Raw genomic sequence first — 16,894 nt, 5'->3', positions numbered from 1 at the left:
AGTCTGGTAAGGTACTTCGGAGCTTTGTCACATCCCTGCCCGTATTTCTAAGGAAATGACCCCTTTTTCGTTTTGCTTTGCTTTTTGACATGAAAACATCCTCCTCTTCAAAATTGTCACTTCATTGCTGATTCTTAGTTTACCATTTTTCTATGGTGGCGGGTAGTGCATTCCGGAACATTCAATGGGTATTCGCATACAATACATTATCTCGCAACAATCCCATTATGTAATTAAATTTACTCGCACAAACACCTAGATAGTCGCATAAGATGAATTGAAAATGAATGAGGAGGTTCGCTCGAATGGCAGAATATAGAGAGATTATTACTAAAGCGGTCGTAGCGAAGGGACGTAAATTCACACAGTCTCATCATACGATTAGCCCGCCGCATAATCCATCGAGCATTTTAGGCTGCTGGATCATTAATCACCAGTATGAAGCACACAAAGTAGGCAAGAAGGTTGAAATTCACGGTTCATACGATATCAACGTATGGTACTCCCACAGTGACAACACAAAGACATCTGTTGTAACGGAGAGAGTACAGTATACAGATTGCATTAAGCTGAAATACCGTGATCCTGATTGCTTAGATGATATTGAAGTATGTGCTCGCGTACTGCAACAGCCGAATTGCTGCGAAGCGGTTATTTCACCAAACGGTAACAAAATCATTGTTCACGTGGAACGTGAATTCCTAGTGGAAGTTATAGGAGAAACGAAAGTATGTGTCCTTGTAAATCCTGAAGGTTGTGACGATGAAGACTGGGATTGTGACTTAGATGATGAAGAATTTGAAGAGTTAGATCCAGACTTCTTAGAAGGAGACGAAGAATAGCATTTACTAGGAAGACGGCCTCTTCCTAGTTTTTTCTTCATCAGAGTTTAAAGGAATTTATCGCATAAGGGATGGTAAACAGTACAGGGGGCATCTCTCTAGATGCTCTTTTTTTCGTCGTAGAAACCAATCACATGTCATTTCCCTATGAGGTACGTCACGGTAATAGCGATGGAAACCGATAAAACTATTAGACCAAGAAGGGTATCATACAGATTGTTTTCCTTATATCCCTTAGTATAGTACAGCCCATAGGTGAACTCTAAAACACTATTCATTTTATTGGTATGTTAAAATAGAAAAGATATAGAAACCAAACACCTAGTATTGAAAGGATTTTTAACATGAAAAAGATTTTAGTCCTGGCAGAAAAACCTTCTGTCGGTAGAGATATTGCCAAAGTACTTCAGTGTACGAAAAAAGGAAATGGATTCTTGGAAGGAAACGACTATATCGTCACTTGGGCCCTGGGACATTTAGTCACATTAGCAGAGCCAGAAAGCTATGATGACCGCTACAAAGCTTGGAAACTTGAGGATTTACCCATGCTCCCTCCGTCCCTTAATCTTGTAGTCATTAAGAAAACAGGGAAACAGTTTAGCTCAGTGAAAGCACAAATGAACCGTCCGGATGTCAAAGAAATCGTCATTGCGACTGATGCCGGCCGGGAAGGGGAGCTTGTTGCCCGCTGGATCATTGATAAAGCCCGGGTAAATAAACCGCTGAAACGATTATGGATTTCATCTGTCACCGATAAGGCGATTAAAGACGGATTCAATAAACTGAAAGATGCTAAAAAATACGAAAACCTATATGCAGCTGCTCAAGCGAGATCTGAAGCCGATTGGTATGTGGGAATGAATGCAACCAGGGCTTTGACTACCAAACACAATGCCCAGTTATCATGTGGGCGTGTACAAACACCTACGTTAAGCATCATTGCTCAGAGGGAAGAAGAAATCAGGAACTTTAAACCACAAACTTATTATGGCATACAGGCTACAACGGATAGTGGTACGTTTATTTGGTCAAACCGTAAAAATAAAGATACGAAAACATTTTCTAAGGAAGAAATAACAAGCGTCATGAAATTACTGAAGGACAAAAAGGAAATCACTATTCAGTCAGTAAAAAAATCACAAAAGAAAAATCATGCTCCTTCTTTATATGATTTAACAGAATTGCAAAGGGATGCTCATAAAATCTTTGGTTATTCTGCAAAAGAAACACTATCCATTATGCAGAAATTGTACGAGCAACATAAATTGGTTACTTATCCAAGAACAGATAGTAAACATTTATCCAGTGATATGGTCTCCACATTGAAGGATAGATTGAAAGCAGTGAGCGTACAACCTTATCGTAAAATGGCTCATTTAGCGTTACAGAGTTCAAAACAACTTTCAAAAGCATACGTAGATGACCAAAAGGTGACGGATCACCATGCCATTATACCGACGGAGGAGACACCTTTCCTCCAAAAATTACAGGACCGTGAAAGAAAGATCTATGACCTAGTCGTGAAACGCTTCTTAGCTGTATTCTACCCTCCATATCTGTATGAGCAAACGACTATAGAAGCCTCGATCGGTACTGAAGCCTTTCAGACGAAGGGAAAGCGGATTGTAGAAATCGGTTGGAAAGAAGTTTATGATTTTGATTCAGAAAAAGATCATTTGCTATCAAAAATGGAAGAAGGGGATATGTTTTCTGTTCTGGCAATAAAAGAAACAGAAGGGCAAACCAATCCTCCCGGTCATTTTAATGAAGGAACACTTCTATCCGCTATGGAAAACCCAAAGAAATTCATGAAAGAAAGCAACAAAGATCTTCTGGATACAATAGATGAAGCGGGGGGACTGGGGACAGTTGCGACAAGGGCAGATATCATTGAAAAACTTTTTAACTCAGGCGTGATTGAACCGAAAGGAAAAGAAATTCTCATTACGTCTAAAGGAAAGCAATTATTGGAATTGGCACCTCTGGAATTACAATCCCCTACCCTTACAGCAGAGTGGGAGCAAAAGCTTGAAAAAATCGCAAATGGATCTCTTAATAAACAAGTATTTTTACAAGAGATAAAAGATTATACAAGTAAATCGGTTAGTGAAATAAAGAACTCTACTAAGAAATTCTCTCATGATAATCTAACCGGAACGAAATGTCCTGATTGTGGAAATCTGATGCTCGAAATAAAGAATAAGCATGGTAAGAAATTGGTCTGTCAGGATCGCGAGTGTGGTCACCGGAAAAACATTAGCAAAAAAACCAATGCACGGTGTCCGAATTGCCATAAACGCTTAGATCTAAGAGGAGAAGGGGAGGGCCAGATGTTCACATGTGTGTGTGGACATAGGGAGAAACTTTCAACCTTTAACGATCGCAGAAAAAAAGAAAAGAATAGTAAAGCAACTAAAAGGGATGTAAATAAGTATTTGAAAACACAGCAAAAGGACGAGCCGGTCAACACTGCTTTAGCCGACGCATTGGCTAAATTAAATCTGGATCAGTAAGGTTTTATAGGGATGACTCCCTATTTTAGGAGTCACCCCTATCTTTTTTTGATAATAATTGATAGAATATTTTTAATTATGTAAAAATGAGGTGAGTGTGATGACATCAATAACCATTCAAGAATTTTTTGAAGCAATTGAAAAAGGTGACAAAGAGACAGTGGAGCAGTCATTGAGAAATGACACAAATCTGTGCAACGCAGATAATGAACAAGGTTTAATAGCATTAGGGGTGGCTGCACATTATGGTCATAGGGAGATCGTTGAGCTTCTGCTGAATTTTGGTGCGGATATCAATTCCTTCTCAAATTCTAAAGTTTCCTACATCCCTTCTAATACGGCTTTACATGCTGGAATCGCCGGGAAAGCTTCTAAAGAACTGTTGGAGTATTTACTAAAACAAGGAGCGAATGTAAATCAACCCGATTCATCAGGGCACACACCGTTACATATAGCTGCTTTCGACGGAAGTGAAGAAATTGTGTCCCTGTTACTGGCTCACGGAGATGGACAAGAGATACATTCGGGAAATGACCGTACTCCATTGGATATTGCAAGAGAAAGGAATAATAAAGAATTCTTAAAAGCTCATGAAGAATTTGCAAAAGGAAAAGTACAGTAGCTTCCATTAGTTTTAATGAGGCTGGGACATAACTAAAAAACCACCACATAAAGACGAACAATTTCAGTGTAGGCTCTTAATACCGCTAATGATTTCCATGCAAGACTACGCTTTCCGCGGGTAGCTAGTGAGCCTCCTCGGCAAGCCTGCGGGGTCTCACATAAGCTACTTTTCCCGCAGGAGTCTTCGTCTTGCACTCCAATCAACCGCTGGAAAGCGCTAAATCTAAATGTTCATTGGAACAAATTAAAAACCCGAACTAATTTGCCTCTAAGAATGCAAATTAGTTCGGGTTTTACTTATACTAAAACACTTTTGTCGCCTCATTTTATTTCTCGATTTTGCTATATAAGAATGTTTATTTATGAAAAATTATTCACTTATATATATTATGTTATGAAACTTTTTTTAAATAATGTAACCCCTTACAATCTTGATTTGAAAGCCTTTGGGTGATGATTAAGTTGATTATTTATTCGGAAAAAATAATATTTTTAGAAAATTCTGTTGTTTTTTGTCGTTTGTCGTATTAGAATAGACGATAAATTCATTTACTGAAGGGAGGACATCGTGATGCTGACATTTCTTGCATCCATCTGTATTCTAGTAGTAGGTTATTTCATTTATTCAAAGGTGGTAGAGGGTATTTTCGGTATTGATGATACTAATGTGACTCCTGCATACTCAAAGAAGGACGGCTTGGACTATATGCCCATGAGCTGGTGGAAAGCAAGCCTGGTTCAATTGTTAAACATTGCGGGGTTAGGTCCGATCTTCGGGGCAATTTTAGGTGCTTTGTATGGACCTGTTGCATTCCTATGGATTGTGATTGGCACCTTATTTGCTGGAGCGGTTCATGATTACTTTTCTGGAATGTTATCTCTAAGGCATAATGGAGCTCAGTTTCCTTCAATCGTAGGAAAATATTTAGGAAAACCTGTACAATCCGTTATGAACATTTTATCGATCGTGCTGATGATTCTCGTAGCCGCTGCCTTTACATCAGGTCCTGCACAACTGATGGCAGAGGTAACACCGCTTAATTTTATGACGTCTCTTGTCATTATTTTTACATACTTTCTCATTGCGACTGTCTTACCGATTAATAAGATTATTGGAAAGGTTTATCCGTTTTTTGGAGCCATCCTTATCTTTATGGCAGTGGCAATTGGAATTGGGTTGTTCTTCTTTGAACATCCAGTCCCAAATCTAACATTTGAAAACTTACATCCTAATGATTTGCCTCTATGGCCATTACTGATGGTTACCGTTTCATGTGGGGCAATCTCTGGATTCCATTCCACTCAAAGTCCCATCTTAGCCAGAACATTAAAAAAAGAAAGTGAAGGACGAAAAGTATTCTATGGAGCGATGGTGGCTGAAGGAATCATCGCATTGATCTGGGCGGCAGCGGGCATGGCTTTCTTTAATGGAACAACAGGGCTTCAAGAAGCATTGGCAGCTGGCGGACCTGCAGGAGTGGTAAATGAAATCAGCAAAACGACGTTAGGCACACTAGGTGGAGTACTAGCCGTCCTTGGTGTCATCATCCTTCCAGTCACAACAGGTGATACCGCGTTAAGATCATCAAGAATGATGCTTGCTGATTTAATGAATGATATACGTAAGAAAGATGTTGAAGGGAAATGGCTGCCGGTCTTGTTAGTTATTCCAGTGGCTGTCCCTACGTTTTTACTTACTCAGATTGACTATACCTTCCTGTGGAGATATGTTGGTTGGTCCAACCAGGTAGTAGCAACCGTTATGTTGTGGACCGCTGCCATTTATTTATTGCAACAAGCCAGATTCCACTGGATTTGCAGTATTCCTGCATTGTTCATGACAGGAGTTGTAAGCTCGTATATTTTTTACGCTCCAGAAGGTTTTGGTCTTCCCTATTCAACAGCAATGATGATTGGTTCTGTCATTTGGTTGGCTGTCTTGATTTGGTTTGTGGGACAAGTAGTAAAATACAGGCCTCGCAGGAAACAATTGCTAGAGATGAAGTCAGTTAGTTCATAACGATTATCGACAAAAACAGCCTTTTCACTAGAAAAGGCTGTTTTTTTTTTAGGATAATTTCAAATGGTCTGCAACAGATCATTATGAATGTGAATGATTGATTCAAGAGGATGGTCTATATTTTTTGTCGAATGAAAACTGAATTTTATAAAGATTAAAACAAATCATTCTACAATATTCGTAATGAAAGTATGCTACCTTAAGAGAAACCATTCATTATATTGAATATACATAATGACAAATCAGGAACGCGGTTAGTGTTACAGAATGTATAGTGCATTCTGTAAATGTACGGGTTAAAATAAAGTGAAAATACTTAAAATTCAGATTTTTATTTCAACAGTGAAATCTAGTAAGTGTGAACCAATGGAGCAAAAACAATGAAAGCGCTTACTATTTTATTAAATCTATTTGTGTAGGGGGTAATGAAATGTCAGACTTGGTGAAAATTGGACTTATTCAAGCTTCTCATGATGTAGATGGAAGTGAAGGGGTAGACGTCCATAAAGAGCAAGCGATCAAAAAACATGTGGAACTGGTGCGAGAAGCAGCAGAAAAGGGAGCTCAAATCATTTGTTTACAGGAAATCTTCTATGGTCCTTACTTTTGCTCCGAACAAAATCCAAAGTGGTACGATTCTGCTGAAGAAATACCAAATGGCCCTACAACAAAACTGTTTCAGGCGTTAGCCAAAGAGCTGAGCGTCGTCATCGTTCTACCAATCTATGAGAGAGAAGGAATAGCTACTTACTATAATACGGCAGCGGTCATCGATGCGGATGGATCCTATCTCGGAAAATATCGAAAACAGCATATTCCTCATGTTGGGGTTGGAGAGGAAGGTTACGGATTCTGGGAGAAATATTACTTTAAACCAGGAAATCTCGGGTATCCGGTATTCGATACTGCTTATGCAAAAGTAGGAGTTTATATTTGCTATGATCGCCACTTCCCGGAAGGTGCCCGCTTATTAGGTTTAAAAGGGGCAGAAATTGTGTTCAATCCATCTGCAACCGTAGCTGGTTTATCTGAATACTTATGGAAGCTTGAGCAGCCAGCCCATGCGGTGGCAAACGGCTACTACCTAGGAGCTATTAATCGTGTTGGGTTTGAGGGCCCTTGGAATATGGGTGAATTTTACGGACAGTCCTATTTAGTTGATCCTAGAGGGAGTTTTGTTTCCATTGGAAGCAGAGATAGTGACGAGGTCATTATCGGTGAAATGAATAAGAAGCTATTACGTGAGGTCCGGGATACATGGCAGTTTTATCGGGATCGCAGGCCAGAAACTTATAACGATATGACGGCTTTACTTCCTTAATATATAGAGGCTGACGGTGAACCATCATTGTCAGCCATGAGGTGTTTAACTGGTTGTGGAAATTAATTGGAAATAGATAGGGGGAAGTCAGTTTGTCTAACACAATTTCGTTACTCAATCTTGAGAAGAATTTTCTCGAAGCCCATGAGGGATTGACCAATAGGGAAGCAGTGGAGGAAGCGAATCGCTGCTTGTATTGTTATGATGCTCCGTGCATTACAGCTTGTCCCACAAGCATTGATATACCTTCTTTTATTAAAAAGATTGCATCCGGAAACTTGAAAGGATCGGCAAAAACAATCATGTCTGCAAATCCTGTGGGTGCGAGCTGCTCACGTGTCTGTCCGACAGAAGAGCTGTGTGAAGGGGCCTGTGTACTGAATCATTCTACTAAGCCAATCATGATTGGAGACCTGCAGCGATATGCAACAGATTGGGCAAGGCATAACGAAACAGTGTTATTTGAAGCAGGGGAGCCAAACGGGATTAGAGTGGGGATTATCGGAGGGGGACCAGCAGGTCTATCTGCTGCAAGGGAACTTGCACGCTTCGGTTATGAAGTGACCATTTATGAAGCGGAAAAAGAAGCGGGAGGCTTGAATACTTATGGAATCGTATCTTTCCGCCTTCCCCAGAGCGTATCCTTCTGGGAAGTGGATCAGGTAAAGAAATTGAATGTAGATATTCGTACCAATGTAAAAGTTGGTCAAGATATATCTGCAGATGAAATCGTAGAGAGCCATGATTTTGTCATCCTGGCAGCAGGAATGTCCCATGTTCCAGATTTGAAAATTGAAGGTGAAAACTTAAAAGGTGTTCATGACGCCATTGAATTTGTTAAGGCAACGAAAAGTGGCAACCTGGCGCAAGACTATGTAGGCAAAAAAGTGGTGGTGATTGGGGCGGGAAATACTGCCATCGATGGAGCTACCTGTTCTGTCCGCTTAGGAGCAGACAATGTAAAAATCTTGTACCGACGTACACAGGAAGAAATGACGGCTTATGATTTTGAATACGAATTTGCAAAACAGGATGGAGTAGAATTTCGCTGGCTAACGGCACCTCAGCGAATTATAGGAAATGAAGCGGGAGAAGTAACAGGAATCGAATGCATCAAGATGAAGTTAGGAAAGCCTGGTGAGGATGGAAGAAGACGTCCGATTCCTGTCGAAGGCTCACAGTTTGTGCTTCCTGTTGACGCAGTCATTAAGGCGATTGGTCAAACTCGTCATCTTTCGCTTATTGAACAATTCAAACTGGAACATTCAGACGGTGTTGTACAGGTTAATCGAGACACCTTCCAAACATCTAATCCAAAGATTTTCGCCTGTGGAGACGTTGTTTTCGGTAAGGGAGTAGGAGAAGCAATGGTCGTTACGGCTGCAGAGCAAGGGAAAATTGCCGCCTATCATTTACATGCACAATTGGAAAAAGTCCAAGTGAATTAAGATTGTCCTAGGGGGGGAACTCATGGCAAATTTAAACATTGATTTAGCAGGAATAAAATCACCCAATCCATTTTGGCTGGCGTCCGCGCCACCCACGAACTCAGGGTACCAGGTTCAAAGAGCGTTCGAGGCAGGTTGGGGCGGTGCAGTATGGAAAACATTAGGGGAACCCATTATAAATGTATCTTCAAGGTTCGCAGCTGTAAGTTTTAATGGTCAAAAAGTAGCAGGATTCAATAATATCGAACTCATTACCGATCGACCATTAGAAGTGAATCTGAAGGAAATCTATGAAACAAAAAAACGGTTTCCGGATCATGCGATCATTGCATCTTTAATGGTAGAGCCTAAACAAGAAAAATGGCATGAAATCGTGAAGAAGGTTGAAGACGTTGGTGTTGATGGGCTAGAGCTCAATTTCGGATGTCCACACGGAATGGCTGAAAGGGGAATGGGATCTGCGTCCGGTCAGGTACCAGAACTAGTAGAGAAACAGACTTTTTGGGCGAAAGAGGTGGCCAGGACACCTGTAATTGTAAAATTGACACCAAACATTACAGACATTACTGTCACAGCGGAAGCGGCTGTCCGGGGTGGTGCGGATGCAGTAAGTATGATCAATACAATCAACAGTTTAGCTGGTGTTGATCTGGATTCCTGGAATACCATTCCTCATGTAGCCGGAAAAGGTGCTCATGGAGGTTATTGCGGACCTGCAGTTAAGCCAATTTCATTGAATATGGTTGCCGAATGCGCCAGAAATCCACGTATCAACGTTCCGATCTCAGGAATGGGAGGAGTTTCAAATTGGCAGGATGCCGTCGAATTTATGCTAATGGGAGCATCAGGGGTTCAGGTGTGCACTGCTGCCATGCATCACGGTTTTAGAATTGTCGAGGATATGCTTGATGGCTTAAATAATTATTTGGATGAAAAAGGGATTGCTTCAGTTCAGGATATCGTCGGGAAGTCAGTACCGAGATTTTCTGATTGGGGAAATCTTGATCTTAATTATAGTGTTGTGGCAAAAATCAATACGGATGTTTGTATTAATTGTAATAAATGTCATATTGCCTGTGAAGATACGTCTCATCAATGCATTGATATGTTGAAAGACCCTAAAGGAAACAGTTATTTAAAAGTGCGGGAAGAAGATTGTGTCGGGTGTAATTTATGTTCGATTGTATGTCCGGTTGATGGGGCTATTGACATGATAGAGGTTCCAAGTGGCCATATGCCGATGACGTGGAATGAGCGTCAAGCGGTAGTAGGGAACCTATCCGAAGCTAGAGTAAACGCGGCGAAATAATTCTGGAGGTATGGAAATGAATAAAATTATTCAAAATGGAACCATTGTTACGGCAACAGACACATATAAAGCGGATGTGCTTATACAAAATGGGAAGATCGAAGCTATAGGTAAAGGGTTTGATACTAGCGATGCAGAAATAATTGACGCGAATGGAAAGTACATTTTTCCCGGTGGGATCGACCCCCATACTCATCTGGAAATGCCTTTCGGTGGGACGGTATCAAAGGATGATTTCGAGAGTGGAACCATTGCAGCAGCGTTTGGAGGAACGACGACACTCATTGATTTCTGTTTGACCAATAAGGGTGAACCGCTTCAAAATGCAATTGATACTTGGCATGCGAAGTCTAAGGATAAAGCAGTCATCGATTATAGTTTTCATTTAATGATCGGGGAAATCAATCAAGATGTCCTATCGCAGCTTCCTGAGGTGATGGATAAAGAGGGGATTACATCATTCAAAGTCTTTATGGCATATAAAAATGTATTCCAGGCAGACGATGAAACGCTTTTTAGAACCTTAATAGCCGCGAAGGAATTAGGGGCACTCGTAATGGTACATGCAGAGAATGGCGACGTTATTGAGTATTTAACCGAAAAGGCTTTAGAGGAAGGGAAAACGGAACCAATTTATCACGCGCTGACGAGACCTCCTGAACTGGAGGGGGAAGCGACTGGCCGCGCAGCTAAACTAACCGGGTTGGCAGATTCCCAATTATATGTTGTGCATGTTTCCTGCTCTGATGCCGTTGAACAGATTTCAGCAGCGAGAAGTAAAGGATTGAATGTATGGGGAGAAACATGTCCTCAGTATCTTGTGCTTGATCAAACCTATTTAGAGCGTCCGAATTTTGAGGGAGCTAAATACGTTTGGTCGCCGCCCCTTCGTGAGAAGTGGCACCAAGATGTTCTCTGGAATGCCTTGAAAAGTGGTCAGCTGCAAACATTAGGGTCAGATCAATGCTCATTTGATTTCCAAGGGCAAAAAGATCTTGGAAAAGATGATTTCACTAAAATCCCGAATGGCGGACCGATTGTAGAGGACCGTGTATCCATATTATTCTCAGAAGGAGTTGAAAAAGGGCGGATAAGCTTAAACCAGTTTGTTGATATCATGTCTACTCGAAGTGCAAAGCTGTTTGGTCTCTATCCTCAGAAGGGAACCATTGCAGTAGGTTCTGATGCAGATGTGGTCATTTTCGATCCAAATGCCGAGAGAGTGATAAGTGCTGAAACTCATCATATGGCAGCAGATTATAACCCGTTTGAAGGCATGAAGATAAAAGGTGAACCTGTTTCTGTATTGTCCAGAGGTGAATATGTCATTAAAGACAAACAGTTCGTCGGTAAGCTGGGAACCGGAAAGTATATTAAGAGAGCGAAATACGGTAAGCTTCTTTCAAGTGAAGAGAGTGAAGCACTTCAATCCTCTAAGTCTTAAAAACTTTAGAAAATAATGCATCTTAACTGTCGAACAACTCCTGCCGGAGGAGGATAGACTGCCTTCATCCGGCCTCTCTTGTCAAAGATTTGGTTTTGCCATTTTATGCAAACAAATAAGGGGTGTTCAAGATGAAGAAAAGTTATTTAAAGTCTCCTGATTTATTACCGATTAAAGAGAGTGAAAGAAAAATCACCAAGCTTGGCTATTCATTTATGTGGGTTGGAATGGTTGTAGTACTTGCAACCTTCGCCATTGGGGGAGCCGGGGTCGTATCCCTGCCCCTGCCTCTTGTTGTGCTTGCCACCATCATTGGGTCACTTGCGATCGGTCTATTTATTACATTGACCGGGGATATCGGGATTGAGCATGGGCTATCATTCCCAGTCTATATGAGAGCCCCTTTTGGAACGCTTGGAACCCATATTCCTTCTGTAGTGCGTGGTCTGGCAGCATCAATGTGGTTTGGAATAAACACTTACTTTGGTGCAACAGCGATGAATGGTATTTTAAATATTTTATTTGGTTTTGACAACTGGTTTGTTTGTTTCGTGATTTTTGCGGTCCTTCAATTAGTGAATACAGCTCTTGGGATTAAAGCTGTGGAAAGATTTGCCGACCTTGCCGCACCTATCATCATTCTTATTTCTGTATGGATGTATTCATCCTTATCTGAATCTGCCGCTTCTCAAGGAAGAGACATTTGGAGCTGGGTTGAAAGTCCGGTAACAGGTGCTGCCACGTTTACGGCTTTTCTGGTAGTCATCTTTAGTAATATGGGATTTTGGGCCACACTATCTGCTGATATTCCGTCCATTTCAAGATTCATGAAAGCTCCAAAAAATGAGCGGAATTGGTTTAAGAGAAACAAAAGCTCGTTAATTGGGAACCTTGTAGCTCTTCCTATCACTCAATCATTTATGGTGTTAATTGGCGGGATTTCATATATTGCCGTACTGAATTATGATCCCGTAGTAGCTCTTCAAGAAGCAGCGAGCGGATTCGTTTTAGGTGTCCTCCTTCTGATGATCGTCCTTGCTCAATGGTCAACGAATATTGCTGCGAATATCGTTCCGGCGGCAACAATATTCTCTAATGTCGGGGGACCCAAATTCCCGTTCTGGGCAGGGGTCATCACTGCCGGTATTGTGGGTACGATCGTACAACCATGGAACCTTTTTGGTGTAATCATTCCAGTTCTGCTATTCGTTGGGGGCATTCTGTCAGCCATCGTAGGAATTTTGATTTCAGACTATTATTTTATCAGGAAGCGAAGAGTCAATGTGCCTGCATTATATGAAGACAAAGGACAATTCAAGTATATGAATGGAGTGAATCTTGCAGGGTTCATCTCATGGATTATTGGAGGGGTTGCCTCCTATTACGTTCCAAACTTCTCATTTTTAGTAGGCTTCGGGGTTGGAGCTGTTTGCTATTATGTATTGGCTAAATTCTGGTGGTTCAAGAAATACGAGCAGGCAGAACTAATTGATCCGAGTGATGAGAAATATCTTGGATTGTCTGTCGGCCGAGATTGGGAAATTCAAGTCGAAGAAGAGGTCATTGTCTCAGAAGAATCCCCAACAGGCACAAGTTTTTCTTAAATGGAATGGATTCATTGATTCATGAAGCAATAGTTCTTATCTGAAGATCGATAGAAAGGGTGTCGTCATGTCTGATTATCAAGAGTTTTTAAGTGAACGGGATAAGATTGATTTTCTTATTCAAAAGGGCTTTAAAATAGAGAAAATAACAGAGAACCTAAGTGGGGCATTTGTTCTGTTTAAACATACTGAGAATAAAAGAAGTGCCACTCTTCATGTGAAAACGGCAAATGCACGAAAATATTTTTCAAATCTATTACTTCAAAAATAATGGTTGAAGGGGGTAACTTGGATGAGTGACGTTAAGGGACCGCGTGAAGGAAAGGAACTTACACTATTTCCTGGAAATATGCAAACGTCCGATGAGTTGATCGATTGGGTGTTGGCCGTCTTATCTTCACAACAGCTTTCAGATGAAGAAATAATGAAATGGTGGAGTGAAGAGATCCAGTTTGCAATCCCCTATATAGAAGAATAGAAGCAAATGAAGGGTTGGTTCCGCCAATCCTTTTTCTCCATTTTCCTAAGGCAGAACAAGAGGAGATTTAAATGAAAAGTAATTACTATTTCTCAGTAGAAGATATTCTAGCAAGAAAATACTTTGAACATGCTAAAGTGATTGCTGGGCACAATGGTCTCAGCCGTCAGGTGAAGTGGGTCCATGTAGTCGAAGTAAAATCGATAAAAAATCTTCTTAACGGTAATGAACTGATCCTTTCTACAGGAATCGCTTTACAAGAGGAAAAGACCTTCCTTTCACTCCTTCAACAGTTAATAGAGAGTGAAGCAGCCGCCATTTGCATTGAACTTGATACAAATATATCCACGATTCCGATTTCTGTATTAAAGTGTGCAGACACATTTGATTTTCCTATCATCGTGTTTCAAAAGGAAGTTCCATTCGTTAGTATAACTCAGGATATTCACTCCGTACTCATCAATCAGCAATACGACATGGTTAAAAAACTGGATTCATATGCACAGGAGTTAAACAGAAGGCTGCTCGGCGTTAATCACTTCAGAGAGATCCTTCAGGTTCTACATAAGGAACTTACTGTTCCTGTACTATTCCAGTTAAAAGAACAAGAGGTGGAAATCTATCCTCCCATGTGCTCACCGGATGAAGAAAGAATACGTAAATGTTATCACAGCCAAAAAGATTCCCGTAATCACCATTTTGCCTCCACTAAAGTTATTCTATTTGACCAGGAATACGCAGAGTTATGTATTTACAGAAGCGACCATCCTTTTAGTGAATATGAGCTTCTCATATTGGACAGAACTTCAACGGCGTTAGCTCAGTATTTAATGAGAGAATTGTATTTTAACGAGCAAAAACGGTTAGAAGACTCCAAATGGATTACCTGTTGGCTAAAAGGAGAACAGTCCTATGAGAGACTCACCTCATTTTTAGCCGACTTAAAAGTACAGGTCAATGGTGGAGTCGTCTGTATCTGCCAGACGAATAGGCTGAATGAACAAGAGCCGATTGATATTACCTTTTTTAACCTTGTCACCAGGAGCATTTTTGAACAACAGGGTTTTCGTGTGTTACCCGAAAGAGTAGGGAATGATCTCATTTTCATTCTATTGGACACAAGGAGGACAGGAGATTGGAAATCGAGAGTCACCACTGCCTACGAAAAGATTCTTCAGTCTGATTTTTTTAAAGATTCATCACAAACAGTATTTGCAACCGGCAAATACCAAATGGAGACGATGGAAATTCACAAAAGCTATGATACAGCAAAAGAAAGTCTCATGTTTAAGTCAAAGGTGGATGATTCAAAAGCGTATTTTTTCTTTGATGATTTGCATTTATACAGGCTGATTTCAATCGTTAATAACAATGTTAATCTGTGGGAAATGATCGAAGAGTACCTCACTCCGCTTCTGGATTATGATCGTAAACATGATGGCAGTCTATTAAAGACTTTGAAGGTTTTCCTTGCATGTCAGGGATCAAAACAGGATACATCGAAACAACTATTTATTGTAAGACAAACACTCTACCATCGCCTGAAGAAAATTGAAGATTTACTTGGAGATGATTTCATGACCCCTGATAAACGTGTGGCCATCGAGTTTCTCCTTGCTGCCCATGACTATTTGCAACCACTTAGCTCTTTGAAAAAGTCGAAGATTAATTAATTGTAAAATGTCAAATTGTGAGGTCAGGTTCTTTTACACAATGTCTAATGAAACCACTTACAATTTCTATCATAATAAAACTATAAACGATGCGACAGGTTCTACACCAAGTAGAAAAATCCAATGAAAAAATAAGGAGGAACTGAGTATGACGATAATAAAAAAAGACGTAGCTGAATTAAAGAATTACATTGGAGGTGAATGGGTTGATTCCCTTAGCTCACAGACCTTACAAGTAGTGAATCCTGCTACAAATGAAGAGATTGCAAGAGTTCCGGTTTCTACTAAAGAAGACGTAGCTATGGCTGTGAAAGCTGCTAAGCAAGCCTCACAAACCTGGAAGAAGACGCCGGTTCCAAAACGTGCCCGTATTCTATATAAATACCATTCTTTACTTTCTGACAATCATGAGGAGTTGGCCAAACTGGTTGTACAGGAAAATGGAAAATCATTTAAAGAGGCGTATGGTGAAGTGCAGCGGGGGCTTGAGTGTGTGGAATTCGCTTGTGGTGCCCCCACTTTAATGATGGGTGAAACGCTGAGTGGTATTGCAGAGGATATAGATTCAGAAATGTTCCGTTATCCACTTGGTGTAGTGGGGGGGATCACGCCATTTAACTTTCCTATGATGGTACCCCTGTGGATGTTCCCGCTTGCAATTGCGTGTGGAAATACTTTCGTGTTGAAGCCATCTGAAAGAACCCCGATCTTAGCCAATAGGCTTGCAGAGTTATTAACAGATGCAGGAATGCCCGATGGTGTATTAAATGTCGTGCATGGTGCACATGATGTCGTAAATGGGTTGATCGAGCATAAAGATGTGGCAGCCATATCGTTCGTCGGGTCTCAGCCGGTGGCTAAATATGTATACCAACAGGCTGCCTCTCATGGGAAAAGGGTGCAGGCCTTATCCGGGGCGAAGAATCATCATGTTGTCATGCCTGATGCAGATATGAATAAAGCGGCTGAACATATTATCAGTTCAGCGTTTGGCAGTGCCGGCCAGCGATGTATGGCGTGCAGTGCCGTAGTGGTTGTAGGGGATAATGAACCGTTTGTTAAAGCTTTAAGTAAAAAAGCAGATGAGTTATGTATTGGTAACGGAATGGACGAAGAAGTGCTTCTCACTCCCGTTATTCGAAAAGAACATAGAGAGAAGACACTGGGCTATATTGACAAAGGACTGCAGGAAGGTGCATCCCTCATACGAGATGGGCGTAAAGAAATGGATGACTTCAAGGAAGGAAACTTCTTGGGTGCAACGATCTTTGACCATGTTTCACCGGATATGACCATTGCAAAAGAAGAAATGTTTGCCCCTATCCTCAGTTTACTGAGAGCTAAGGATTTGGATGAAGGACTTGATTATATTCGTCAATCAAGATATGGAAACGGTGCTACGATTTACACGAAAGATGCTAAGGCTGTACGACAGTTCAGAGAAGAAGCAGACGCTGGAATGCTGGGTATCAACGTTGGAGTTCCTGCGACAATGGCGTTCTTCCCGTTTTCAGGATGGAAGGATTCTTTCTATGGGGATATGCATGTAAACGGTAAAGACGGAGTAAATTTCTATACTAGGAAGAAAATGATCACTTCTCGATTTGATTTTTAATCT

At 40.9% G+C, this 16,894-nt stretch carries 13 protein-coding genes; all 13 read left to right on the top strand.

All coding sequences use genetic code 11. From position 1 onward, the window contains the following. The first annotated feature begins 305 nt into the window (after nucleotides 1–305). The 13 genes from ACQKFO_RS06180 to ACQKFO_RS06120 all read left to right on the top strand — a co-directional run bounded on the left by ACQKFO_RS06180 (nucleotide 306) and on the right by ACQKFO_RS06120 (nucleotide 16,891). The gene (locus tag ACQKFO_RS06180; RefSeq protein ID WP_113968133.1) at nucleotides 306–842 is read left to right on the top strand and encodes an outer spore coat protein CotE; all 537 of its coding nucleotides are present in this window, start codon (nucleotides 306–308) and stop codon (nucleotides 840–842) included. A gap of 344 nt (nucleotides 843–1,186) precedes the next feature. Next, nucleotides 1,187–3,355: a DNA topoisomerase III gene (locus tag ACQKFO_RS06175; RefSeq protein ID WP_427597460.1), complete on the top strand. Its 2,169-nt coding sequence runs from the start codon at nucleotides 1,187–1,189 to the stop codon at nucleotides 3,353–3,355. A gap of 100 nt (nucleotides 3,356–3,455) precedes the next feature. Then, nucleotides 3,456–3,977 carry an ankyrin repeat domain-containing protein gene (locus ACQKFO_RS06170; RefSeq protein WP_427597459.1) on the top strand — a complete coding sequence of 174 codons (522 nt, stop codon included), beginning with the start codon at nucleotides 3,456–3,458 and terminating at the stop codon, nucleotides 3,975–3,977. A 573-nt stretch (nucleotides 3,978–4,550) separates the two neighbouring features. Continuing rightward, entirely contained in the window at nucleotides 4,551–5,999 is a 1,449-nt protein-coding gene (locus ACQKFO_RS06165) for a carbon starvation CstA family protein (protein ID WP_427597458.1), read from the top strand. A 430-nt stretch (nucleotides 6,000–6,429) separates the two neighbouring features. Continuing rightward, the gene (locus tag ACQKFO_RS06160) at nucleotides 6,430–7,320 is read left to right on the top strand and encodes a nitrilase-related carbon-nitrogen hydrolase (protein WP_427597457.1); all 891 of its coding nucleotides are present in this window, start codon (nucleotides 6,430–6,432) and stop codon (nucleotides 7,318–7,320) included. Nucleotides 7,321–7,412: 92 nt separating this feature from the next. Further along, the gene (locus ACQKFO_RS06155; RefSeq protein ID WP_427597456.1) at nucleotides 7,413–8,768 is read left to right on the top strand and encodes an NAD(P)-dependent oxidoreductase; all 1,356 of its coding nucleotides are present in this window, start codon (nucleotides 7,413–7,415) and stop codon (nucleotides 8,766–8,768) included. A gap of 22 nt (nucleotides 8,769–8,790) precedes the next feature. After that, the gene (preA, locus tag ACQKFO_RS06150) at nucleotides 8,791–10,077 is read left to right on the top strand and encodes an NAD-dependent dihydropyrimidine dehydrogenase subunit PreA (protein WP_315633327.1); all 1,287 of its coding nucleotides are present in this window, start codon (nucleotides 8,791–8,793) and stop codon (nucleotides 10,075–10,077) included. A 16-nt stretch (nucleotides 10,078–10,093) separates the two neighbouring features. After that, complete coding sequence (hydA, locus tag ACQKFO_RS06145; protein WP_427597454.1) at nucleotides 10,094–11,521, top strand: dihydropyrimidinase; 1,428 nt, start codon at nucleotides 10,094–10,096, stop codon at nucleotides 11,519–11,521. Nucleotides 11,522–11,652: 131 nt separating this feature from the next. Beyond that, a complete protein-coding gene (locus ACQKFO_RS06140) occupies nucleotides 11,653–13,125 on the top strand; it encodes an NCS1 family transporter (RefSeq protein WP_427597453.1) in 1,473 nt (490 codons plus the stop codon). A 67-nt stretch (nucleotides 13,126–13,192) separates the two neighbouring features. Beyond that, nucleotides 13,193–13,396: a hypothetical protein gene (locus ACQKFO_RS06135; protein WP_427597452.1), complete on the top strand. Its 204-nt coding sequence runs from the start codon at nucleotides 13,193–13,195 to the stop codon at nucleotides 13,394–13,396. 21 nt (nucleotides 13,397–13,417) lie between these two features. Further along, nucleotides 13,418–13,603: a hypothetical protein gene (locus ACQKFO_RS06130; RefSeq protein WP_427597451.1), complete on the top strand. Its 186-nt coding sequence runs from the start codon at nucleotides 13,418–13,420 to the stop codon at nucleotides 13,601–13,603. A gap of 71 nt (nucleotides 13,604–13,674) precedes the next feature. Next, complete coding sequence (locus ACQKFO_RS06125; protein WP_427597450.1) at nucleotides 13,675–15,276, top strand: PucR family transcriptional regulator; 1,602 nt, start codon at nucleotides 13,675–13,677, stop codon at nucleotides 15,274–15,276. Nucleotides 15,277–15,424: 148 nt separating this feature from the next. Beyond that, nucleotides 15,425–16,891 carry a CoA-acylating methylmalonate-semialdehyde dehydrogenase gene (locus ACQKFO_RS06120; protein WP_427597449.1) on the top strand — a complete coding sequence of 489 codons (1,467 nt, stop codon included), beginning with the start codon at nucleotides 15,425–15,427 and terminating at the stop codon, nucleotides 16,889–16,891. The last annotated feature ends 3 nt before the right edge of the window (nucleotides 16,892–16,894 follow it).

Source organism: Rossellomorea sp. NPDC071047, assembly GCF_050270195.1.
Lineage (GTDB): Bacteria > Bacillota > Bacilli > Bacillales > Bacillaceae_B > Rossellomorea.
Note: the sequence above shows the minus strand (reverse complement) of the source record. Positions and strands in the feature narration are given on the sequence as shown.

Bases quoted from the DNA above. Each gene is read 5' to 3' on its own strand.
- ACQKFO_RS06180 (WP_113968133.1), top strand. From the start codon at position 306: ATGGCAGAATATAGAGAGATTATTACTAAAGCGGTCGTAGCGAAGGGA.
- ACQKFO_RS06175 (WP_427597460.1), top strand. From the start codon at position 1,187: ATGAAAAAGATTTTAGTCCTGGCAGAAAAACCTTCTGTCGGTAGAGAT.
- ACQKFO_RS06170 (WP_427597459.1), top strand. From the start codon at position 3,456: ATGACATCAATAACCATTCAAGAATTTTTTGAAGCAATTGAAAAAGGT.
- ACQKFO_RS06165 (WP_427597458.1), top strand. From the start codon at position 4,551: ATGCTGACATTTCTTGCATCCATCTGTATTCTAGTAGTAGGTTATTTC.
- ACQKFO_RS06160 (WP_427597457.1), top strand. From the start codon at position 6,430: ATGTCAGACTTGGTGAAAATTGGACTTATTCAAGCTTCTCATGATGTA.
- preA (WP_315633327.1), top strand. From the start codon at position 8,791: ATGGCAAATTTAAACATTGATTTAGCAGGAATAAAATCACCCAATCCA.
- hydA (WP_427597454.1), top strand. From the start codon at position 10,094: ATGAATAAAATTATTCAAAATGGAACCATTGTTACGGCAACAGACACA.
- ACQKFO_RS06140 (WP_427597453.1), top strand. From the start codon at position 11,653: ATGAAGAAAAGTTATTTAAAGTCTCCTGATTTATTACCGATTAAAGAG.
- ACQKFO_RS06135 (WP_427597452.1), top strand. From the start codon at position 13,193: ATGTCTGATTATCAAGAGTTTTTAAGTGAACGGGATAAGATTGATTTT.
- ACQKFO_RS06130 (WP_427597451.1), top strand. From the start codon at position 13,418: ATGAGTGACGTTAAGGGACCGCGTGAAGGAAAGGAACTTACACTATTT.
- ACQKFO_RS06125 (WP_427597450.1), top strand. From the start codon at position 13,675: ATGAAAAGTAATTACTATTTCTCAGTAGAAGATATTCTAGCAAGAAAA.
- ACQKFO_RS06120 (WP_427597449.1), top strand. From the start codon at position 15,425: ATGACGATAATAAAAAAAGACGTAGCTGAATTAAAGAATTACATTGGA.